21 protein-coding genes are annotated in these 20974 nt (G+C 42.8%); 5 read left to right on the top strand and 16 right to left on the bottom strand.

What is annotated here, in order from left to right; all coding sequences use genetic code 11:
- Window positions 1-55: 55 nt before the first annotated feature.
- The 7 genes from HMPREF9184_RS07750 to HMPREF9184_RS07720 form a co-directional block, all read right to left on the bottom strand.
- The gene (locus tag HMPREF9184_RS07750) at window positions 56-730 is read right to left on the bottom strand and encodes a CPBP family intramembrane glutamic endopeptidase (RefSeq protein WP_000768137.1); all 675 of its coding nucleotides are present in this window, start codon (window positions 728-730) and stop codon (window positions 56-58) included.
- Between the two features lie 145 nt (window positions 731-875).
- Window positions 876-1544, bottom strand: a complete 669-nt coding sequence (locus HMPREF9184_RS07745) for a CPBP family intramembrane glutamic endopeptidase (RefSeq protein WP_000720899.1) — start codon at window positions 1542-1544, stop codon at window positions 876-878.
- Window positions 1545-1659: 115 nt separating this feature from the next.
- Complete coding sequence (locus HMPREF9184_RS07740) at window positions 1660-2523, bottom strand: XRE/MutR family transcriptional regulator (protein WP_000572843.1); 864 nt, start codon at window positions 2521-2523, stop codon at window positions 1660-1662.
- Window positions 2524-2627: 104 nt separating this feature from the next.
- A complete protein-coding gene (tsaD, locus tag HMPREF9184_RS07735; RefSeq protein WP_000655080.1) occupies window positions 2628-3638 on the bottom strand; it encodes a tRNA (adenosine(37)-N6)-threonylcarbamoyltransferase complex transferase subunit TsaD in 1011 nt (336 codons plus the stop codon).
- Window positions 3628-4065 carry a ribosomal protein S18-alanine N-acetyltransferase gene (gene rimI / locus HMPREF9184_RS07730; RefSeq protein WP_000569858.1) on the bottom strand — a complete coding sequence of 146 codons (438 nt, stop codon included), beginning with the start codon at window positions 4063-4065 and terminating at the stop codon, window positions 3628-3630. The genes tsaD and rimI overlap by 11 nt, the downstream gene beginning before the upstream one ends.
- Window positions 4062-4745 (bottom strand): tRNA (adenosine(37)-N6)-threonylcarbamoyltransferase complex dimerization subunit type 1 TsaB, encoded by a 684-nt coding sequence (tsaB, locus tag HMPREF9184_RS07725; protein ID WP_000865718.1) that lies wholly within the window; start codon window positions 4743-4745, stop codon window positions 4062-4064. The genes rimI and tsaB overlap by 4 nt, the downstream gene beginning before the upstream one ends.
- 466 nt (window positions 4746-5211) lie before the next feature.
- Window positions 5212-5427, bottom strand: a complete 216-nt coding sequence (locus HMPREF9184_RS07720) for a hypothetical protein (RefSeq protein WP_000492024.1) — start codon at window positions 5425-5427, stop codon at window positions 5212-5214.
- A 289-nt stretch (window positions 5428-5716) separates the two neighbouring features.
- Here HMPREF9184_RS07720 and HMPREF9184_RS07715 point away from each other — a divergent pair, with 289 nt between their 5' ends.
- Together HMPREF9184_RS07715 and rnjA are read left to right on the top strand one after the other, a co-directional pair.
- On the top strand, window positions 5717-5950 hold the full coding sequence (locus tag HMPREF9184_RS07715) for a DNA-dependent RNA polymerase subunit epsilon (protein WP_000639587.1): 234 nt from the start codon (window positions 5717-5719) through the stop codon (window positions 5948-5950).
- Between the two features lies 1 nt (window position 5951).
- A complete protein-coding gene (gene rnjA, locus HMPREF9184_RS07710; RefSeq protein WP_000331968.1) occupies window positions 5952-7631 on the top strand; it encodes a ribonuclease J1 in 1680 nt (559 codons plus the stop codon).
- A gap of 143 nt (window positions 7632-7774) precedes the next feature.
- Here rnjA and mnmG read toward each other — a convergent pair whose 3' ends face one another.
- The 8 genes from mnmG to HMPREF9184_RS07670 form a co-directional block, all read right to left on the bottom strand.
- Entirely contained in the window at window positions 7775-9688 is a 1914-nt protein-coding gene (gene mnmG / locus HMPREF9184_RS07705) for a tRNA uridine-5-carboxymethylaminomethyl(34) synthesis enzyme MnmG (RefSeq protein ID WP_000221893.1), read from the bottom strand.
- The gene (locus HMPREF9184_RS07700; protein WP_000989468.1) at window positions 9678-10109 is read right to left on the bottom strand and encodes an NUDIX hydrolase; all 432 of its coding nucleotides are present in this window, start codon (window positions 10107-10109) and stop codon (window positions 9678-9680) included. The genes mnmG and HMPREF9184_RS07700 overlap by 11 nt, the downstream gene beginning before the upstream one ends.
- 9 nt (window positions 10110-10118) lie before the next feature.
- Complete coding sequence (locus HMPREF9184_RS07695; protein ID WP_000615909.1) at window positions 10119-10574, bottom strand: NUDIX hydrolase; 456 nt, start codon at window positions 10572-10574, stop codon at window positions 10119-10121.
- Window positions 10575-10714: 140 nt separating this feature from the next.
- Window positions 10715-11836: a tRNA 2-thiouridine(34) synthase MnmA gene (gene mnmA, locus HMPREF9184_RS07690; RefSeq protein WP_001282935.1), complete on the bottom strand. Its 1122-nt coding sequence runs from the start codon at window positions 11834-11836 to the stop codon at window positions 10715-10717.
- 317 nt (window positions 11837-12153) lie between these two features.
- Window positions 12154-13545, bottom strand: a complete 1392-nt coding sequence (gene argH, locus HMPREF9184_RS07685; protein WP_001125694.1) for an argininosuccinate lyase — start codon at window positions 13543-13545, stop codon at window positions 12154-12156.
- Between the two features lie 27 nt (window positions 13546-13572).
- The gene (locus HMPREF9184_RS07680) at window positions 13573-14769 is read right to left on the bottom strand and encodes an argininosuccinate synthase (RefSeq protein ID WP_000031914.1); all 1197 of its coding nucleotides are present in this window, start codon (window positions 14767-14769) and stop codon (window positions 13573-13575) included.
- 15 nt (window positions 14770-14784) lie between these two features.
- The gene (locus tag HMPREF9184_RS07675) at window positions 14785-15591 is read right to left on the bottom strand and encodes an ABC transporter substrate-binding protein (RefSeq protein ID WP_001045241.1); all 807 of its coding nucleotides are present in this window, start codon (window positions 15589-15591) and stop codon (window positions 14785-14787) included.
- Between the two features lie 277 nt (window positions 15592-15868).
- A complete protein-coding gene (locus HMPREF9184_RS07670; protein WP_000060308.1) occupies window positions 15869-16519 on the bottom strand; it encodes a LysM peptidoglycan-binding domain-containing protein in 651 nt (216 codons plus the stop codon).
- Window positions 16520-16760: 241 nt separating this feature from the next.
- Between HMPREF9184_RS07670 and sdaAB the strand changes: the two genes are divergently transcribed.
- The 3 genes from sdaAB to HMPREF9184_RS07655 are packed head-to-tail and all read left to right on the top strand — an operon-like array spanning window position 16761 to window position 18964.
- A complete protein-coding gene (sdaAB, locus tag HMPREF9184_RS07665) occupies window positions 16761-17432 on the top strand; it encodes an L-serine ammonia-lyase, iron-sulfur-dependent subunit beta (RefSeq protein ID WP_000555866.1) in 672 nt (223 codons plus the stop codon).
- 8 nt (window positions 17433-17440) lie between these two features.
- Window positions 17441-18313 carry an L-serine ammonia-lyase, iron-sulfur-dependent, subunit alpha gene (gene sdaAA / locus HMPREF9184_RS07660; RefSeq protein WP_000500025.1) on the top strand — a complete coding sequence of 291 codons (873 nt, stop codon included), beginning with the start codon at window positions 17441-17443 and terminating at the stop codon, window positions 18311-18313.
- Between the two features lie 21 nt (window positions 18314-18334).
- Window positions 18335-18964 carry an HAD hydrolase-like protein gene (locus HMPREF9184_RS07655; protein ID WP_000095108.1) on the top strand — a complete coding sequence of 210 codons (630 nt, stop codon included), beginning with the start codon at window positions 18335-18337 and terminating at the stop codon, window positions 18962-18964.
- Window positions 18965-19060: 96 nt separating this feature from the next.
- On the opposite strand, the gene HMPREF9184_RS07650 is transcribed toward HMPREF9184_RS07655, so the two are convergent.
- Entirely contained in the window at window positions 19061-20911 is a 1851-nt protein-coding gene (locus tag HMPREF9184_RS07650) for a nucleoside-diphosphate sugar epimerase/dehydratase (protein ID WP_001035734.1), read from the bottom strand.
- Between the last annotated feature and the right edge of the window lie 63 nt (window positions 20912-20974).

Below are 20974 nucleotides of genomic sequence, written 5' to 3'. Positions count from 1 at the left end.
AGAAAAAGACTGGGAAGCCAGTCTTATCTATACGATGTTAAAAATTCTGCTAAACCTAATACCCAAACACCAATAAGCTGACGGTGATTAAAAAGGTATTCCACAAGATGTGGAGTGCCATTGACCAATAAACTGAACGTGTATAACGAAAGAACATACAGAGTAACAGACCTGCTCCTGCATAAATGATGAAGTCTGTTAACACCCATCCATATTGTAAAACATGAATGAGACTAAAAAGAGTAGAGGAAACTATGACATCAACATAGTATGTTTTAAATTTAACTAGAGCTGTCATCAGAAGCCCACGAAAGACCAATTCTTCAACTATCGGAGCAGTGAGACTACCATAGAGAATGCGCGTTACAAAGTAACTAATTCCTGTTAAATTAGCTGCTTCTTTCACTATTGCACTCCCATTTTGCGTGCTGGGAAAGATCTGACTCGTTATATTTACCCACAAAAACATCAATAGAAAGGAAAGAAAGAAGATAGCTAGATAGGGCCAACGAAACTCGAAGCGACCATATTCTTTCCAGCGTTGACTATTGACAAGAACCACAGTAGCAGCAATTCCCTCAATTACTATCAATAAAATTTGAATCTCATAAAATCCCAAATCAGATAACTGATTTACTGAGTCTAATTTTGCTACAAGATTAAAAATCGAGTAATAGGACACGAGCACCATAATGGTCCCTAGATAAAATTTCGTTTCTTTCAGTTTCATAGTTGATCCTTTTAAGTTTTATTTGCATCTTCTTTCAGCCAATCAAAAGCACCATAATGGTTTAGTCCAGCACTACAAACTGACTCGGGAATTTTTTATGTCACTGCTAGTGCTCTCTTTTGCTAATTAGGTTTATTGAAAAACTCTAAAACAACAAGGGGAGAATCTGACCAATGCCATTGTAGACTATATGCAGTCCAATTGGCCAATAAATGGACTTGGTCACTCTAAACAAGACGGCAAATATGAGACCGCCACCCATATATACGAAAAAGTCTGTCAGGACCCAACCGTGATTACTAATGTGCAAGATTCCAAACAAAGTAGCAGAACCAAGCACATCCAGTCCCCACTTCTTCCCTTTTTCCAGAGCAGTCATCACTAATCCACGATAAATCATCTCTTCAAAAATGGGACCTGCAACCACAGGATAGAAAAAATACATCAAAAATGCCGTAGCTCCTGTAAAAGTAGAAACATCCAGTTGATAAGCAATTTCATTTTTAGTAGATGGGAAAAGATAAAATGTGATGAAATTCCAAATAACAAAAGCAAGAAGAGCTAAAAAGGAATAGAAAAGATAGGAACCTCTAAATTTTCGACTGTTGATTTTCTGCCATTTCCCTGACCAAACCATAACAATAATAGCAAGCAGAACCACAAGAAAGTTCAACATCATATCCGACAGATAAAATGCAAAGTCCGATAGACCAGCAACAAGGTCGCTGTGTAAAACCAAACGAATCAAGAACTGGTCAGCAATGACAAGTAGAATAGCTACAAACAAGTAGTAGCGTGAGATTATCTTTTTCATTCTATTTTCTCCTATACTATGAAATAAAGACAGTATAACACGAAAACTGCCCTATTTTAGAAAATCACATATTTGACATTTTTTCTTATAGAAATTTCATTTTTGCGATTGTTTGTTAATCGATAAGTTCTTTATATTGCTGTAAGCGTAGTTCAAAAAGGGCTATTAATTGGGGATTTTCTAATACTTGCAGAGATTGGACAAAGTGTTCAATCTCTTTTTGATTACTTCCCTTAGTTTGGAGGAAAACACTCATTTTCTTTAAAAATTGCCATGATACTTTCTCAAAAACATCGTATGGTCGTAGCATACTCTCCAGTTCAGCCTCAAATATTGGGATGTAGGAGAAAAGTTTGCGCTCCATGAGTTCTGAGATGATATTGAGATAACCACTCTTCATATACAATCTATTGTGAACCAACTCTTTAAATTCCTTGGATTTTTCAAGTAAAGAGGTTGATAAAAAGATCAGATCTTGGTTGCTCAAGAAGGGCATGGTATTGCAAAAAAGATAAAGTTCAAACCAGGTCCAAGACTCAATAGCATAGAGGTAGGTGGTCAAGAACTCACGATCCTCCTCTTCGAGTAGATAGCTTTTATCCAAGGAATGGATAGCATTTTTAATCACAATAGCATTCAAACGACGATAGATCTGCGCCATCTGTTCTTGCTCGACTTCCTTCAACAATTGCTCTAAACCAGCTATATCCTGATGGGCAAAACGATCCACAACCTTTCGACCAATTCGCATGTGTGGAGATTCTTGGTAGTTGTTGAGTTTATGCTCAAATTCATCGAAGGTCACATTTATCCCTTGGATAGCTAGAATCAACTTATCCGCAGACAGCATAGACTGCCCTAGTTCAAACTTGGATAGCTGGGATGCTGTTAGTCCAGCACAAGCCACATCTGACTGCTTGAGTTTTCTCGCAAGACGCAATTCCTTGTAAAATTCCCCCAATTCCATTCTCTCAATCATCTGACCACCTCCTAATTTTTACATATTATATCACCATTTCTACAGTTGTGTCAAAATATTCTGACATTTAAGGAGGGCAAAAAAGCCAGCCTTAAGCTGACTCTTTATTCCATGGTATCAAAGGCGAGACTTGGTTTGGCGTTGAGGTCCAAGTCTGCAAAGTTTTCTTTGTTCCACTCGCTGACGCTGGCATAGGCAATCATTCCCGCATTGTCTCCACAGAGACGCAGGGGTGGGATGATGACCTTGACATCTGTGATTTCGGCTGCCAAGCGTTCTCTAAGACCTTTATTGGCTGCTACACCACCTGCGACGACAAGGGTTTTAACAGGGTATTTTTCTAAAGCCTTCTTGGTTTTTGCCATGAGAATATCCAGGACAGCTGCTTGGAAGGAAGCACACAGATCCTCTGTAGACAGGCTTTCTCCTTTTTGCTCAGCATTGTGGTGAAGATTGATAAAGGCAGACTTCAAACCTGAGAATGAAAACTCCAGATTGTCTTCCTTGATCATAGCGCGTGGAAAATCATAAACATCCTGCCCCTGATGGGCCAACTCGTCAATCTCACGACCTGCTGGATAAGTCAAGCCCATGACACGGCCGACCTTGTCATAAGCCTCCCCAACCGCATCATCTCGCGTTTCCCCAACAATCTTGTAATCTCCAGCCTCTGACACATAGACCAACTCGGTGTGTCCACCGCTGACCAAGAGAGCTAGCAAAGGAAACTCCAAATGCTCCACACTCTGAGCTGCCATGAGATGGCCAGCCATGTGGTTCACAGGAATCAGCGGAAGGCCATGCGCCCAAGCAAAGGCCTTGGCAGCTGACAAACCAACTAGTAAGGCTCCGACCAAGCCTGGTCCATAGGTAACCGCAACAGCTGTCACATCGTTTTCGGTAATTCCTGCTTCTGCTAGCGCCTCCTCGATACAGGCTGTAATGACCTCGACATGGTGACGACTAGCTACTTCCGGCACTACGCCACCAAAACGTTTGTGACTCTCAATTTGACTAGCAATGACATTGGACAAGAGCTGGTCGTCATTTTTTAAGACGGCAACACTGGTCTCATCACAGGATGTTTCAAATGCTAAAATATATCTATCCTTCATCTATTTCTCTCTTCATGATAATGGCGTCCTCGACTGGGTCATGGTAGTAGCCCTTTCGCTCAGCGATGACCGCCATCTTTTCTTTCTTGTAAAATGCTTGCGCTCGTTGGTTTGACTTTCTGACTTCTAGGAAAATTTCCTTATCTACCGGCAATTGAGTAAACAAGGCTGACGCAATCCCCTGACCCTGATAGGCTTTTTTGACAGCGATTTGTAGGACTTCTGCTTCAAAGAGATTCTCCTGAACGGCTAGAAATCCAATCACTTCTACTCCATCATAAGCCAGAGCATACCAAGTCTGGTCTTGAGACAGATCTGCTTGAATTTGTTCCAGCGTCCAAGGACTGACTGGGTAAACAGCTACCATAACAGCATAGATAGATTGAGCCAGGCCAGGCTGTCTTTGGATTCTTTTGATTTCTATCATAGGCGTTTAATGTAGGACTCGCCAGACTCGGTGTGGTTCTTGAGCCAATTTTCCTCAGCTTCAACACGTTTGAGGTAATTTGGTACAAAGTCGTGCAAGGAGTCTGCTTTCTTGTCCCAAGCCCACAAAGCTAGATTAGCTGCATTTGGCAAGGTTTCCTGGTAACTAGCTTGTGGTAACTGTTCTTGAATCTGCTCCACAAAGGGGTCAACTTCTCCGACAAAGGTCAACTGGTCAGTATCCTTGACTTTTTCTAGCACTTCCGCAAAGGACAGGTGTGCTTCTGGCATGACAGGTTTGGCATTTTCATAAAATCCTGCATAAACATTGTTGCGACGCGCATCCATCAGGGGAACAAATAAGCCTTCTTGTTGGCGTGGCACCAGAGCCAAGAGGCTAGACATGCCAACTAACTCGATGTTCAGAGTGTGAGCCAAGGTCTTAGCAGTTGCTACCGCAATTCGCAAGCCAGTATAACTACCTGGCCCTTCCGCCACCACGATTCGATCCAAATCCTTAGGTGTCCAATCCAAACTTTCCATCAAAAAATCGATGGCAGGCATGAGGGTAATACTGTGATTTTTCTTGATATTAATCGTCGTCTCGGCAAGAACCTGCTTGTCCTCTAAAATAGCGAGAGAAAGAGCCTTGCTGGACGTATCAAAAGCTAATACTTTCATAACACATTCCTATCTTTTTGTCTGTTTACTATTATACTACAAAAGCCAGCACATGGGAATTTTCTTTCTCCCCAAACAAAAAGCCCTACTAGTAGATGAGTAGCAAGGCGCAAAAAGTTCTTTAGATTTTCTTATTTTTTCGAATAGAATAAGTGAAGGATAATAAGGAAGGCTTTTCGTAATAAATTTGGATCAATTATGCTAGATAAAAGACACATTTTTAGAAGGGTAAATTTTATTCTCTTCATCTCTTACAGTTTGCTCAGCATTTTCAATGATTTAAACATAACCAGAATCCCTTTACCGGTTGATTTATCTGTTTGCATTGTTTTCTTTTTATGTTGCAACTCGATTTTCGATGCGAGAAATCATCATCGTAAGAATTAAGATATCATCTAAAAATAGAAAAGTCCGCCCCTTTATCAAGATGAGGTGGATTTCTCTATATTTAGATGAGTACAGGAGCTTAAGCATTTAAACCGAAGTAAAAAACAAACCAGACAACATAGGTTACAAGAAGGAGAAAAATTGAATAGAGTGTCACAAAAGCAAGCTTCCAAAGGAATTTTGTTTTGCGGTGTTCTAGATACGTAAAAATAAGATTTCCACCATATACACAGGCTACAAAAACTATAAACATCAAGAGGCGAACCCCTACTGCAAATTCAAACAAACTAAACATCCTTAATCCTCCTTGTTTTAAAAGCTATAGGGAATATTCCCGTCCATAAACTTCCCTTTCTCTTTTTATTATAACACCTAAGTGCTCTCCAACCAAATCCTATCTATCTTTTTGCCCTCCTTTCCCTCCCGACTTTCTCGTTTCCCGTCTTTTACTAATTTTTCATTTTGTGGTATAATTGAAATAATTGTAACGAATCAAGGTCAATCTAGACACAAAATGGAATGAAATCAAGCAAATCTCTACTAAAAGTTTGGAATAAGCTGACCTGTAAATAGAAAGGAACTATATGATTTACAAAGTTTTTTATCAAGAAACAAAAGAACGTAGCCCACGTCGTGAAACAACACGCTCACTTTACCTAGACATCGATGCCAGCTCAGAACTTGAGGGGCGTATCGCTGCTCGCCAACTTGTCGAAGAAAATCGCCCAGAGTACAATATCGAGTATATCGAACTCTTGTCTGACAAATTGCTAGATTACGAAAAAGAAACTGGCGCTTTCGAAATCACGGAGTTCTAATATGGCCTACACTCTTAAACCTGAAGAAGTCGGCGTTTTTGCCATCGGTGGTCTGGGAGAAATCGGGAAAAACACTTACGGAATTGAATACCAAGACGAGATTATCATCGTCGATGCTGGGATTAAATTCCCGGAAGATGACTTGCTAGGTATCGACTATGTCATTCCTGACTACTCTTACATCGTGGACAATATCGACCGCGTTAAGGCTGTTTTGATTACACACGGACACGAGGACCACATTGGTGGGATTCCTTTCCTGCTCAAGCAAGCAAATGTCCCTATCTACGCTGGACCACTTGCCTTGGCTTTGATCCGTGGAAAACTCGAAGAACACGGCCTCTTGCGCAACGCCAAACTTTACGAAATCAACCACAACACTGAGTTGACCTTTAAAAATCTCAAGGCAACTTTCTTTAGAACCACTCACTCTATTCCAGAGCCTTTGGGGATTGTCATTCATACCCCGCAAGGAAAAATCGTCTGTACGGGTGACTTCAAGTTCGACTTTACTCCAGTTGGAGAACCTGCAGACTTGCACCGTATGGCGGCCCTTGGGGAAGAAGGGGTGCTCTGTCTCCTCTCTGACTCGACAAATGCAGAAGTACCAACCTTTACCAACTCTGAAAAAGTCGTTGGTCAGTCTATTATGAAGATCATTCAAGGCATTGAAGGACGTATCATCTTTGCATCCTTTGCCTCAAATATCTTCCGTCTCCAGCAAGCAACAGATGCTGCTGTTAAGACTGGACGCAAGATTGCGGTCTTTGGTCGTTCTATGGAAAAGGCCATTGTCAACGGGATCGAGCTTGGCTACATTAAAGCTCCTAAGGGAACCTTTATCGAGCCAAATGAAATCAAAGACTACCCTGCTGGCGAGGTTCTTATCCTTTGTACAGGTAGTCAAGGGGAGCCGATGGCAGCCCTCTCTCGTATCGCTAACGGAACTCACCGTCAGGTGCAACTCCAACCCGGTGATACCGTTATCTTCTCTTCTAGCCCAATCCCTGGAAATACCACTAGCGTCAACAAGCTGATTAATATTATCTCAGAAGCTGGTGTCGAAGTCATCCACGGTAAGATTAACAATATCCACACCTCAGGACACGGTGGTCAGCAAGAGCAAAAACTCATGCTCCGCTTGATCAAGCCAAAATACTTCATGCCTGTTCATGGTGAATACCGTATGCAGAAAGTCCATGCTGGACTAGCGGTGGATACTGGGGTCGAGAAGGACAATATCTTTATCATGAGCAATGGTGATGTGCTTGCCCTTACTGCTAACTCTGCTCGTATCGCAGGTCACTTCAATGCCCAAGACATCTATGTCGATGGAAATCGTATCGGTGAAATCGGCGCTGCTGTCCTCAAAGATCGGCGTGATCTATCTGAAGACGGTGTCGTTCTGGCAGTCGCAACTGTTGACTTCAAATCTAAAATGATCTTATCTGGCCCAGACATCCTCAGCCGAGGCTTTGTCTACATGAGAGAGTCTGGAGACTTGATTCGCCAAAGCCAGCGCATCCTCTTCAATGCCATTCGTATCGCGTTGAAAAATAAAGATGCTAGCATCCAATCTGTCAATGGTGCTATTGTCAACGCTATTCGTCCCTTCCTTTATGAAAATACGGAACGTGAACCGATCATCATCCCTATGATCCTCACACCAGATGAAGAATAATACTCTTCGAAAATCAAATTCAAACCACGTCAGCGTCGCCTTACCGTACTCAAGTACAGCCTGCGGCTAGCTTCCTAGTTTGCTCTTTGATTTTCATTGAGTACAAGTCAACAAAACAGCCCCGTCTTCGGAGCTGTTTTTCTCTATGCTTTCTTTTCTTGATTCTTCGAAATACTACGATTTTTACCTTCCAGATAGACCATCAAAATGGAAATATCTGCAGGGTTTACTCCCGAAATACGGCTTGCTTGGCCGATGGTTTCTGGATTGATAAGTTTGAACTTCTGGCGAGCTTCTGTTGCGATGGAGTCAATATCATCCCAATCAATATTGGCTGGAATGCGTTTTTCTTCCATGCGTTTCATCTTGGCAACCTGATCCATGGCTTTGGAAATATAGCCTTCGTACTTGATTTCTGTTTCAATCAATTCGATAATCTTGTCATCCAAGTCCTCAGCAGCTGGTCCGATGAAGGCTACCACATCCTGGTAAGAAACTTCTGGTCTACGGAGAAATTCCTTAGCTGTCACGGCATCTGTTAACGGCTTAAAGCCCATCTCCTCAACCTTGGCATTGGTTTCCTTGACCGGCTTGAGTTTGATACTATCTAGACGCTTCATCTCATTGTCAAATTGATTTTTCTTGATTTCAAAACGAGCCCAGCGTTCATCATCAACGAGGCCAATCTCGCGCCCCATCTCTGTCAAACGCATATCGGCATTGTCATGACGGAGGATGAGACGGTATTCAGCACGACTGGTCAAGAGACGGTAGGGTTCAATGGTTCCTTTGGTCACCAAATCGTCAATCATCACCCCGATATAGCCGTCACTGCGCTTCAAAATCAATTCAGGCTTGCCTTGGATTTTCAGAGCCGCATTGATACCAGCGATAATCCCTTGACCAGCAGCTTCTTCGTAACCTGATGTTCCATTGGTCTGACCAGCGGTGAAAAGACCTGAGATTTTCTTGGTTTCCAGAGTTGCACGCAACTGGTGAGGTAAGACCATGTCGTACTCAATGGCATAACCTGTTCGCATCATCTCTGCATTTTCCAACCCTTTGATAGAATGAACCAACTCACGCTGGACATCCTCAGGCAGACTGGTTGAAAGACCTTGCACATAGACCTCCTCTGTGTTGCGTCCTTCTGGTTCAAGGAAGAGCTGATGGCGTTCCTTATCCGCAAAGCGCACAATCTTATCCTCAATCGACGGACAGTAACGAGGCCCCACTCCCTTGACCACACCTGTAAACATAGGCGCACGGTGGAGGTTATTTTGGATAATTTCATGACTGGTACCGTTGGTATAGGTCAACCAGCATGGCACCTGATCCTTGACATAGTCTTCATCACGTGACGTGTATGAGAAGTGATTAGGCGCTTCATCTCCTGGCTGAATCTCTGTCACGTCGTAGTTGATAGAAGAGGCTTTGACACGTGGAGGGGTTCCTGTCTTGAAACGACCGATTTCGAGGCCCAGTTCCTTGAGATTGTCAGCAAGGTTAATAGAAGCTAGGCTGTGGTTAGGACCTGATGAGTACTTGAGATCTCCGATGATGATTTCCCCACGGAGAGCAGTTCCTGTGGTCACGATAACAGCCTTGGCAGCATACTCTTGATGGGTCGCCGTACGCACACCGACAACCTTGCCATCTTCCACCAAAATCTCATCAATCATGGTTTGACGAAGGGTCAGATTTTCTTGATTTTCAACTGTCTTGCGCATTTCCTTAGAGTAAAGCTCCTTGTCAGCCTGCGCACGAAGGGCGCGAACAGCAGGTCCTTTCCCTGTGTTGAGCATCTTCATCTGGATGTAAGTCTTGTCAATATTCTTGGCCATTTCACCACCGAGAGCATCGACTTCACGCACGACAATCCCCTTGGCAGAACCACCGATCGAAGGGTTACAAGGCATGAAAGCCAGCATTTCGATGTTGATGGTTGCAAGCAAGACCTTACAGCCCATACGGCTAGCAGCCAAGGAAGCCTCAACCCCCGCGTGTCCCGCACCGATTACAATAATATCGTATTCTTCTGTAAAATTATAAGTCATTTCTTAACCTTTCAAAAATTTCTCGTAAATAAGGAACTAACTTCTCCTCCTCTAGAGCTTGAGCCATAGTAACCCATTTAAAGTGTGTATGCTCTTCAGGATCTAATCTGATAATCGGCTTCTCCCCAACCCACTCTGCTTTATAAACTAAGCGAGTAAAGACCGTATCCTTAGAGGTATCCAGTTGACTATCTTCGTGAAGAAGTTTGAGCGAACTGCTATCTAGCCTAACTCCCGCTTCTTCAATGCATTCTCTAAGAGCACCATCTTGCGGAAGTTCACCCTTTTCAACCCCGCCACCAGGAATATCCCAGTAAGTTGGATAAACGTTGGGTTCTCCTCTTTTAATTTCCGAACGCTGAATGAGCAAATAATCACCACCACTATGAACAAGTACATGGGCAATAAGCTTAACCATCATGCTTCTCTCCTATTCCTCAAGATGAATGTGTCTTAGTTGGCCGTCCCAATCTGGTAGGGCTGTTTTTAAAAAGGCTGGGACTAGCTGGAAATCTTCTAACTCATCCAAGTCAATCCACTCACAGGGCTGCATTTTCTCATCTTCCTGCATGGTCAACGGTGCATCCTCAAGCAAATCCACCAGATAATGAAACTCGATGTTGTGATAATAAACACCGTCTTGTTCAAAACGATTTTCAACCACAAAAGCTAGCTGCCCAGCTTGAGCTTTGACACCCAGTTCTTCCTTCACTTCGCGGACTACGGCTTCTTCCGTTCTTTCGTTAACTTGAATCGCACCGCCAATAGTGTAATACTTGCCCTTATCTTTAGTGACTAGAAACTTGCGATTTTGGACAATCAAGGCTGTCGCCCGAACTCCAAAAACTGTGTTTTCTACTTTTGTCCGAAAATCTTGCTGAATCATTTTTATCCCTTCCCTTAAACGACACAAAAACAGTCAAAACTCCAAAGAAGTGCAGGACAAAAAAGCCTGCAACATCCATGAGCTTTGACCATCATTTCTATTGCTTTTATTATTGTAGCAGATTGAGAAAATTTGTCAATCTAAATGTACTGACAAACTTGTCCATCGCGGTAAGCATTGTCAATCAAACCGCCACCGAGACACTCTTCACCGTCGTAAAAGACAACTGCCTGTCCTGGTGTGATAGCCCGTTGTGGCTCCGCAAAGATGACCTCTGCCTTGTCTCCTTTGACATGGACGGTCACCTTAGAATCAGGCTGACGGTAGCGGAATTTAGCCGTACATTCTAGCGTGAATTCCTCTGGCATCTCACGAGTAAAGTGGACTTGGCTAGCCTCTAGGCTGGTTGACATGAGCGAATCATGGTAGAAACCTTGTCCGACATAGAGGATATTCTTGCTGAGGTCTTTTCCGACAACAAACCAAGGGGCGTTGTCACCGCCGTGTTGCCCACCGATACCAAGTCCGCCACGCTGACCGATTGTATAGTACATCAGACCTGCATGCTCGCCCATATCGCGACCATCCACAGTCATCATGCGACCAGGCTGGGCTGGCAGGTAGTTGCTGAGAAAGTTTTTAAAGTTCTTTTCTCCGATAAAGCAAATCCCTGTCGAATCTTTCTTTTTAGCAGTGGCAAGGCCTGCTTCTTCGGCTAGTCTGCGAACTTCAGGCTTTTCCAAATCTCCCAAGGGAAACATAGTCTTTTGGAGTTGTTCTTGTGACAGTTGGCTGAGGAAATAGGTCTGGTCCTTGCCATTGTCCACGCCACGAAGCATGTGAACGATGCCATCCTCATCATGCGCTACACGGGCATAGTGCCCAGTCGCCACATAGTCTGCCCCCAAGGTCATGGCATAGTCCAGAAAGGCCTTGAACTTGATTTCCTTGTTGCACATAACATCTGGATTTGGCGTGCGCCCTGCACGGTATTCCGCTAGGAAATACTCAAAAACGCGATCCCAATACTCTTTTTCAAAATTGACAGAGTAGTAAGGAATGCCGATCTGATCTGCCACCGCAGCCACATCCTTGTAATCTTCGGTCGCCGTACAGACGCCGTTTTCATCTGTGTCATCCCAGTTCTTCATGAAGATACCGATCACATCGTAGCCCTGCTCCTTGAGCAAGAGAGCCGTCACCGACGAATCAACACCACCACTCATCCCCACAACAACACGTGTTTTAGAGTTATCACTCATGGTAAGTCTCCCATCTATTCGTTTATTTATACCCCTCAAAATTCTATTTATTATGACTTTCAATAGAATTTATTTGAGTATAGTCATTTCGTTTGCTTTTAGTACTAGGCAACGAGTCGCAGGCATAACTTGAGTTAGGCAAGACGAGTTAACGACGTAATAAAAGATAAACGAAATGACTAGTTCACGATTGAAGGTCGTGTGTGCTTCACGATTGAAGGTCGCTTGAGCAGTATTCATTATAACACGCTTGGTTAGATAAGACAAGAAAGAGGCTGATAAATCATCTCAACCTCTCTTTCTTCTTTCCAAACGAATCAATTTTCCCCTTCAAGTTCTTTCTTCGCTTGTTCTATCTGGTATTTCACTTGCTCAAAGCCGGTTCCTCCTAAGGAATTCCGTCTCTGAACAGCGGTTTCCGGACGCAAGTAGATATAAATATCCTCTTCAATCAAGGGATTGTAGACTTGCAACTCCTTCAAATCCCAATCTTGGATGTTTTTACCATGCTTGATAGAGTCTAGAACCAATTTTCCTACAATTTCATGTGCTTCTCTAAAGGGGAGGCCTTTTTCAGCCAAATAATCTGCCAGTTCGGTCGCATTCGAAAAATCATTCTCTGTAGATTGCTGCATTTTGGCCTTATTAACCTGCATGCTTGATAGCATACCTGCCAACACATCCAGAGAATTCAAAATCGTTTCTACTGTATCAAACATGCCTTCCTTGTCCTCTTGCAAATCCTTATTGTAGGCCAGAGGCAAAGATTTCATGACGGTTAATAGCCCAAGCAAGTGCCCGTAAACCCGTCCTGTCTTCCCTCGAATCAATTCGGCCATATCAGGATTTTTCTTCTGGGGCATGATAGACGAGCCCGTTGAAAAGCTATCAGACAAGCTAACGTACTGATACTCAAAGCTACACCAATTAATGATTTCTTCGCAAAAACGACTCATATGCATCATTAAAATGCTGGCGTTTGAAAGGAATTCCAAGATAAAATCACGGTCACTAACTGCATCCAAGGAATTGGTATAGGGTTGTTGGAAGCCTAATAAATCGCTCGATAATTGACGATCGATTGGAAAAGTTGTCCCCGCCAAGGCAGCCGCACCCAGTGGAGATAGATCCGTATGTTTCAGGTTAAATGCAAAGCGTTGGCTATCCCTCTGAAACATATTGTAATAAGCCATGAGATGGTGGGCAAAACTAATCGGTTGGGCGTGTTGTAAATGGGTATAGCCTGGCATGATGGTTTCCACATGTTTTTCGGCTAAATCCAGCAAAACACTGTTCAGATTCGCCAACTTATCCAAGACATGGCAAAGTTGCTCCTTTAGATATAAGTGCATATCCGTTGCGACTTGATCATTCCGAGAACGAGCTGTGTGTAGTTTTCCAGCCAGAGGACCGATTTTCTCTGTCAGAAACACTTCCATATTCATATGAATATCTTCATTTGCAATATCAAAATGAAGCTCTCCTGCCTCTAAATCTCGCAACAAAGCTTGCAGACCATCTTGGATCTGCTCTGCCTCTTCCAAACTCAAAATGCCAGTCTGTCCTAGCATTTGAACATGAGCTAGGGAACCCATCAAATCAAATTTTGCCAGCTGGTGGTCAAAGGAAATACTCGCACCGAACTGTTCTACCCACTCTTCCACAGTGCCTTCAAATCGACCACCCCATAATTTTGTATTTTTCGGCATATCCTGTCGTCCCTTTCTATCTCGTCACTACTCAACATTTTTCTGAACTTCTGAATAAACCTTAGTCGGAAGCCCCCAAAGCTTGATAAATCCAACAGCCGCATCTTGGTCAAAGGTATCCGCACTAGTATAAGTCGCCAAATTTTCATCGTAAAGAGAATTTGGAGATTTCCGAGCCACTACCTGAGCATTCCCCTTATATAGTTTAACTTTTGCAGTTCCATTGACAACTTTCTGTGTCTCCTTGATATAGGCAATCAAAGCCTGAGTTGCTGGGCTAAACCACAAGGCATTATAGATGAGATTGGACAACTCATTTTCGATAATAGGTTTGAAATGAGCCACTTCTCTCACAAGAGTCAAGTCTTCAATCTCCTTATGAGCTGCCAATAAAGTCACAGCACCTGGGCACTCATAAATCTCTCTTGACTTAATACCGACTAGGCGATTTTCCACATGGTCAATACGACCAACACCATGCTTGCCTGCAATTTCATTTAGCTTTTGGATCAATTCAGCCACTTTCATCTTCTCACCATTGAGGGAGATGGGCTCCCCGCAACTAAACTCAATGTCAATAAATTCTGGACTGTCTGGTGCCTCTTCTGGTGAAGATGTGATTCCAAACGCTTCTTCTGGCGCTTGGTTCCAAGGATTTTCCAAGATACCACATTCATTTGCACGTCCCCAAAGATTTTGATCAATAGAGTAAGGATTGTCAAGGTCAGCAGGAACTGGAACGCCGTTTTCTTTGGCATATTGGATTTCTTCTTCACGAGACCATTTCCACTCACGAACAGGCGCAACCACCTTTAAATTAGGATCCAAAGCTGCAATAGAGACTTCAAACCGAACTTGGTCGTTTCCCTTACCTGTACAACCATGAGCAATTGTGGTTGCCCCCGTCTGATGAGCTATTTCAACTAGTTTTTTTGAAATAAGAGGGCGACTCAGAGCGGATACCAAGGGATACTTTTGTTCATAGTAGGCATGAGCCTGAAGGGCCACTAAAACATAGTCATTAGCAAATTCTTCCTTAACATCAATGACATAAGACTCTACAGCCCCAACCTTGAGAGCTTTATCACGGATGAACTCCAAATCTTTTCCTTCACCCACATCCATACAAACAGCGATCACATCATAGTCTTTTTTTAACCATGTAATAGCAACTGATGTATCCAATCCACCTGAATAGGCTAAAATAACTTTTTCCTTACTCATTTCTCTTCCTTCTTTCTATTTTTCGATAGAGGCTTTAAAAGCATCGTCAATCAATTTGTCCAATTCCCCAGAATCCTTCAACTTCTGGATGGTTTTATCAACCGCATCTTTTAATTCTTTACTGTCTTTTTTCATCGCAACAGCGTAGGAATCTTCTTTGTCATTGTCAACATCAAACTCAGCGATGGCTAGGTCTGGATTATTCTCTACAAATCCTTTCGCCACCGGTTCCTCAAAGATAAGAACATCCAGTTGCCCTGATTTCAAATCTGTTATCAAATTTCCATTTTTAGGAAGTGAAACGAGAGAAGAATTCTGCAAGGTTTCTTTGACCAAAGTTTCCTGGATAGAACCTTTCTGCGCTCCAACCTTTTTCTGAGCCAAATCCTTCACTGATTGGTAATTTGTTAATTCAGATTTTCTTACGATAACCTTATTTTTCGAAGTGTAGTAGGGAATTGAAAAATCGTAAACTTGACTTCTCTCCTCCGTCTTAGAAACACCTGATATGGCAAGATCTGCCTTGCCCGAATCAAGACTAGCCAGTACATTATCAAAACTCATTGGAGAGAATTCCACTTCCACACCTAGCTCCTTTGCGATGGCTTTGGCTAGCTCAACATCTGAACCTACAATCTGATTTTTCCCATCAACCAATTTCTGGTATTCAAATGGAGCAAACTCTGGATTTAGGGCTACTACCAATTTTCCTTTAGCTTTAATGGCTTCAACACCTTGGGACTGATTATTACTACAAGCAAATAATAAGGGGAACATAAGCAAACCAAACATCGCTATCAACACCTTCTTTACTTTATTCATAGAAAACCTCCTCTTATGTTTATACTCTTGAATTGTATAAATAATACACTTCTTGGCATTGTTTGTCAAGGGAAAACTGCATTTTATTTCATATTTACAAAGAAAAAGCCTGTTATATGATGTTTTTTTACACATTATGAGCTTATTTATACTATTTGAGTTCCAAAACAATTCGAAGCCTTTCATTGAATTTATACAAAAAAACATTCCTGAAAAGATAGTTATACTTTTTTGTTCTAGAAGAACAAAAAAAGAGTCCTAAAGGACTCTTGTATTCTTAATACCAACCGTTGTTAAGCCAGAAGTTTTTAGCAGCAGTCCATGAACCGTAACGTCCTGCAACGTAAGCATCTGCTACACGTTCTTGGTTTTCAGCTGAGTAGTCACCGTTCAAGTATGAATCTGTCAATTGGTAACGTCCGATGTAACGTCCGTTTGTCGCTGTGTAGCTACCGCCTGATTCTTTTTGAGCGATCCATTCTTTGGCTTCTGCTTCAGAACCGCTTACAGTTGAAGCTGTGTAACTTTCTTCCTCATAAGAAGTGCTGGTTGTAGCAGCTGGCGCTTCGTAAGTTGTTGTTTCAGCAACTTCTTCATAAGTTGTAGCTTCACTTGTTTCCTCTGTAGCAGCTGGTGCTTCATAGGTTGTCGCAGAAGCTGCATCTGTTGCAGTTGCTGTCGATGGAGCTGTTCCTTCGATGACCAAAACTTGGTCCACAAAGATCAGATGGATATCCTCTATCTTGTTTTTTTCCGCCAATTTCTCAACAGTAGTGTTGTACTTCTCAGCGATTTCTGAAAGAGTGTCACCTGGTTTCACTGTATAAGTGACTGTTTCGTTTGCAAAAGTAAGTGATGGTGCAAGGAAAGTAAGCAAGGCTGCTGCCCCTGCAAGAGTTGATTTGATTTTTTTAGTTGTTAATGACATATCTAAAAATTCTCCTTCCATTGAATATATCTATGATACCTTTTAAATGTTACCGTTGTTTAACGGTTATATGTAGAAATATTACAAAAATATTTTATATTTACTGAAACATTGATATTTTTGTCATAAAAGACAAGATTTTATACTATTTTTATCCATTTTTTCAGTTTTATAAGGGAAATAAGCACAGAACTTCATTCTTTGATATAATAGAAACAAGAATCTTTGTAAGGGGAAACAGATGCACTCACTTCGTTTTCAATCTGTCTTTGATATTATCGGCCCTGTTATGATTGGCCCATCAAGTAGCCATACAGCTGGTGCCGTTCGAATCGGAAAAATCGTGTCTTCCATCTTTGACGATACGCCAACGGAGGTAGAATTCCAATTATTTAATTCATTTGCCAAGACCTACCGTGGTCATGGAACGGATCTTGCTCTCGTTGCTGGTATTTTAGGTATGGATACGGACGATCCCGACATTCCAAATAGTCTCGAGATTGCCCATAAGCGTGGTATCAAGATTGTCTGGACCATTCAGAAAGACAGCAATGCTCCTCACCCTAACACCACTAAAATCACTGTGAAGAATGACCATAAGTCCATTAGTGTGACAGGGATTTCCATTGGTGGGGGAAATATCCAGGTCACGGAACTCAATGGCTTTGCCGTCTCTCTCAATATGAATACCCCGACCATCATCATCGTGCATCAGGATATTCCGGGGATGATTGCCCATGTCACAGAAGCCCTCTCTCGTTTTGATATTAACATAGCCCAGATGAATGTGACTCGGGAAAAAGCTGGAGAAAAAGCCATTATGATTATCGAAGTCGATAGCCGAAGTTGCGAAGAGGCAATTGAAGAAATCCGAAAAATTCCTTATCTTCATAATGTCAATTTCTTTAAATAGGAGGAAACATGTTTTATTCTATCAAAGAATTGGTCGAGCAGGCGGATCTAGATTTCCAAGGAAATGTTGCAGAGCTCATGATTGCGACAGAATATGAACTGACCGGCCGATGCCGAGATGAAGTTCTCCTCCTCATGGAACGCAATCTAGAAGTCATGAAAGCCTCTGTCGAGCTCGGTCTCAGCGAAAACAAATCCCGTAGTGGTTTGACAGGCGGAGACGCGGCCAAACTAGACCGCCATCTCAAAAGTGGCAAGGCCTTGTCTGACTTTACCATCCTATCAGCAGCCCGAAATGCCATCGCGGTCAACGAACACAACGCTAAAATGGGTTTGGTCTGCGCCACTCCAACCGCAGGAAGTGCTGGTTGTTTGCCAGCCGTTCTCACTGCTGCTATCCAAAAACTAGACCTTAGCCACGAAGAACAGCTCGATTTCCTCTTTGCTGCGGGTGCCTTTGGATTGGTTATCGCAAACAACGCTTCTATCTCAGGTGCTGAAGGTGGCTGTCAGGCCGAAGTCGGATCTGCCTCTGCCATGAGTGCCGCAGCCTTGACCTTGGCTGCAGGTGGGACACCCTATCAGGCTAGCCAAGCCATCGCCTTTGTCATTAAAAATATGCTGGGCCTCATCTGTGACCCTGTTGCTGGTTTGGTTGAAGTTCCCTGTGTCAAACGAAATGCCATGGGAGCCAGCTTTGCCTTTATCGCGGCTGATATGGCCTTGGCAGGTATCGAATCTAAGATCCCTGTCGACGAAGTCATCGATGCCATGTACCAAGTCGGATCCAGCCTTCCAACTGCCTTTCGTGAAACGGCTGAGGGTGGACTCGCTGCCACTCCTACTGGTCGCCGCCTACAAAAAGAAATCTTCGGAGAATAACCTTATCTAATAGGAGAAACTATGTCATCAATCTCAGCTATCTTTTTCGATCTAGACGGAACTCTCGTTGACAGTTCCATCGGGATCCATAATTCCTTTACTCATACCTTTGAACAACTGGGAGTTCCGACTCCTGATGCTAAAACCATTCGTGGTTTCATGGGGCCACCGCTTGAAAGCAGTTTTGCGGCCTGCCTTCCAAAAGAACAAATCTCAGAAGCTGTTCAAACCTATCGTTCTTACTACAAGAAAAAAGGGATCCACGAAGCACAACTTTTCCCCAAAATAACGGAATTACTCCAAAAGCTCTCGCAAACCTATCCTCTCTATATCACTACAACAAAAAATACTCCTACTGCCCATGATATGACCAAAAATCTGGGAATTCATCATTTCTTTGATGGCATTTACGGTTCTAGTCCTGAAACGCCACACAAGGCAGATGTCATCCGCTATGCCTTGCAGACGCATCAACTCCCTGCAGACAAAGTTCTCATTATCGGCGACACCAAGTTTGATATGATAGGAGCCCAAGAAACTGGAATTAAAAAGTTCGCTGTCACTTGGGGATTTGGAGAAGAGGCTGATTTACTCAGCTATCAACCTGACTGGATCGCCCATACCATTGACGATATCATTAAGCAACTATAAATAATACTACAATTTGAAACTACAGAGTAAAAAGACCAAGGTTCTGTCTATACAAAACCTTGGTCTTTGATTTATGATTAATTGCATGAGTCACTCTTACTCAATATGAGTTGTTTCATTTGCAAAGGAAATGATCGCTTCTTTGAGTTCATCTCCACTGAGTGAACGAAATTCTTCAATCTTTTGATTGATGGCTTCTAGAGGCATGACATTTACCTTACCAACGAAAATCTTGTCCATGACTTGGTTATCAACCAATTCGGTCGAAACCAAGAGTTCTTCGTAGAGTTTTTCGCCTGGGCGAATACCGACTTCAACGATTGGAATTTCACTTTCTGTATGTCCACTTAGAAGGACCATTTTCTTAGCCAAATCATAGATCTTGACTGGTTTGCCCATGTCAAGGATAAAGACTTCTCCGTCCTTGGCATAAGCGCCAGCATGGATTACCAGACGACTAGCCTCAGGAATGGTCATGAAGTAACGTGTCATACGGAAGTCTGTCACCGTTACCGGACCGCCTTCAGCAATCTGACGTTCAAAGACAGGAATCACGCTACCACGGCTACCGAGAACATTCCCAAAACGGACTGCACAGTAGGTTGATTTGCTACGTTGGTTAAAGCCAGTGACAATCAACTCTGCCACGCGCTTGGTCGCACCCATAACATTCGGTGGATTGACCGCCTTGTCTGTCGAAATCATGACCATCTTAGGTACCTTGGCTGCATCCACAGCCTTGGCAACATTGTAAGTTCCGAGGATATTGTTCTTGAAGGCTTCTTTGGGATTGCGCTCCATCATCGGAACATGCTTGTGGGCCGCAGCATGGTAAACGATGGCTGGTTTATACTGTTCAAACACCTGCAAGAGGCGATCATAGTCCTGAATATCTGCAATAACAGGAACATAATCAATCCCTTGGAATGTACGGATCAATTCATGATAAACGAGATAGATTGAGTTTTCACCATGTCCAAGCAAGACGATACGCTCTGGATTGAAGCGGCTAACCTGACGACAAATCTCCGAACCAATCGAACCACCAGCTCCTGTCACCAAGATAGTCTTGCCTGTAAGCTCTGCACCCAGACGGGATTCGTCAAGACGGATTTCCTGACGCCCCAAAAGGTCTGTGATGTCAATTTTCTGGAAACCACTGCCTGGTTGGTGCAGTCCCTGAACAACTGTCTCAACCTTGGGCATCTTGTAACATTTGATGCCGAGTTTATTACACATCTGCAAGATGCGTTCATACTCTGATGGGTCAAGCGAAGGGATGGCTACGATGACACGCTCGATTTGGTGACGTTTAGCCAATTCAGGTAGATTATCATAAGAGCCCAAAACTGGGATTCCACCTAGTTTTTGCCCCTTTTTCTTTTCATCGTTGTCCAAAATCCCCACTAACTCGAGGTCACTAGTTGGGTGTTGGTAGCTATTCATAAAGAGAGCACCACCGTCGCCAGCACCAATCAAGAAGGTACGACGGTGTTCGCCATCCCCACTACCCTGCTTGCGCTTAGAATAAATCAACTGCCAAGTGATACGAGGGAGCAAGATCAGGAAGGTACTCAATAAAATAAAGAGTATGATGAACCGGATAGAAAATAGAGGAAGAAAGGCGTAGCAAAGTCCGTAAGAGACAATGCTGCTGACGGTTACGCCAAAAAAGATTTTTAAGAAATCCGTAATTTTGCTGTAACGACTAATACTGGCATTTAGCCCCCAAAATCCAATCATGATTTGATAGAAGAGGAAGGCCAAACCAGTATAGATAACATAGTCCACAGGCGCGGGATTTATTAGGCCATAAAACAAGATATAAGATACGATGATGGAAACCACCATACTAACAATGTCAAATACACCCCAAAACACCTGTTTTTGCTGTTTATTTAAAATTTCAACCAGATCAATCACGTAATCTGTTAGTTTTTTATTCATTGGAATCTACTCTTTCTTAAAAGAATCAAATAAATATATTGTCATTATAACATCTTTTGGATG

The sequence above is a fragment of the Streptococcus sp. oral taxon 058 str. F0407 genome (genome assembly GCF_000235485.1).
Taxonomy (GTDB): domain Bacteria; phylum Bacillota; class Bacilli; order Lactobacillales; family Streptococcaceae; genus Streptococcus.
Note: the sequence above shows the minus strand (reverse complement) of the source record. Positions and strands in the feature narration are given on the sequence as shown.

Excerpts from the sequence above, each read along its gene's own strand:
- argH (WP_001125694.1), bottom strand. The coding sequence starts at position 13,545 with ATGCCGAAAAATACAAAATTATGGGGTGGTCGATTTGAAGGCACTGTG.
- rnjA (WP_000331968.1), top strand. The coding sequence starts at position 5,952 with ATGGCCTACACTCTTAAACCTGAAGAAGTCGGCGTTTTTGCCATCGGT.
- HMPREF9184_RS07700 (WP_000989468.1), bottom strand. The coding sequence starts at position 10,109 with ATGATGGTTAAGCTTATTGCCCATGTACTTGTTCATAGTGGTGGTGAT.
- mnmA (WP_001282935.1), bottom strand. The coding sequence starts at position 11,836 with ATGAGTGATAACTCTAAAACACGTGTTGTTGTGGGGATGAGTGGTGGT.
- HMPREF9184_RS07750 (WP_000768137.1), bottom strand. The coding sequence starts at position 730 with ATGAAACTGAAAGAAACGAAATTTTATCTAGGGACCATTATGGTGCTC.
- HMPREF9184_RS07670 (WP_000060308.1), bottom strand. The coding sequence starts at position 16,519 with ATGTCATTAACAACTAAAAAAATCAAATCAACTCTTGCAGGGGCAGCA.
- rimI (WP_000569858.1), bottom strand. The coding sequence starts at position 4,065 with ATGATAGAAATCAAAAGAATCCAAAGACAGCCTGGCCTGGCTCAATCT.
- HMPREF9184_RS07650 (WP_001035734.1), bottom strand. The coding sequence starts at position 20,911 with ATGAATAAAAAACTAACAGATTACGTGATTGATCTGGTTGAAATTTTA.
- sdaAA (WP_000500025.1), top strand. The coding sequence starts at position 17,441 with ATGTTTTATTCTATCAAAGAATTGGTCGAGCAGGCGGATCTAGATTTC.
- HMPREF9184_RS07740 (WP_000572843.1), bottom strand. The coding sequence starts at position 2,523 with ATGATTGAGAGAATGGAATTGGGGGAATTTTACAAGGAATTGCGTCTT.
- tsaD (WP_000655080.1), bottom strand. The coding sequence starts at position 3,638 with ATGAAGGATAGATATATTTTAGCATTTGAAACATCCTGTGATGAGACC.
- HMPREF9184_RS07715 (WP_000639587.1), top strand. The coding sequence starts at position 5,717 with ATGATTTACAAAGTTTTTTATCAAGAAACAAAAGAACGTAGCCCACGT.
- HMPREF9184_RS07720 (WP_000492024.1), bottom strand. The coding sequence starts at position 5,427 with ATGTTTAGTTTGTTTGAATTTGCAGTAGGGGTTCGCCTCTTGATGTTT.
- HMPREF9184_RS07680 (WP_000031914.1), bottom strand. The coding sequence starts at position 14,769 with ATGAGTAAGGAAAAAGTTATTTTAGCCTATTCAGGTGGATTGGATACA.
- HMPREF9184_RS07675 (WP_001045241.1), bottom strand. The coding sequence starts at position 15,591 with ATGAATAAAGTAAAGAAGGTGTTGATAGCGATGTTTGGTTTGCTTATG.
- HMPREF9184_RS07655 (WP_000095108.1), top strand. The coding sequence starts at position 18,335 with ATGTCATCAATCTCAGCTATCTTTTTCGATCTAGACGGAACTCTCGTT.
- HMPREF9184_RS07695 (WP_000615909.1), bottom strand. The coding sequence starts at position 10,574 with ATGATTCAGCAAGATTTTCGGACAAAAGTAGAAAACACAGTTTTTGGA.
- tsaB (WP_000865718.1), bottom strand. The coding sequence starts at position 4,745 with ATGAAAGTATTAGCTTTTGATACGTCCAGCAAGGCTCTTTCTCTCGCT.
- sdaAB (WP_000555866.1), top strand. The coding sequence starts at position 16,761 with ATGCACTCACTTCGTTTTCAATCTGTCTTTGATATTATCGGCCCTGTT.
- HMPREF9184_RS07745 (WP_000720899.1), bottom strand. The coding sequence starts at position 1,544 with ATGAAAAAGATAATCTCACGCTACTACTTGTTTGTAGCTATTCTACTT.
- mnmG (WP_000221893.1), bottom strand. The coding sequence starts at position 9,688 with ATGACTTATAATTTTACAGAAGAATACGATATTATTGTAATCGGTGCG.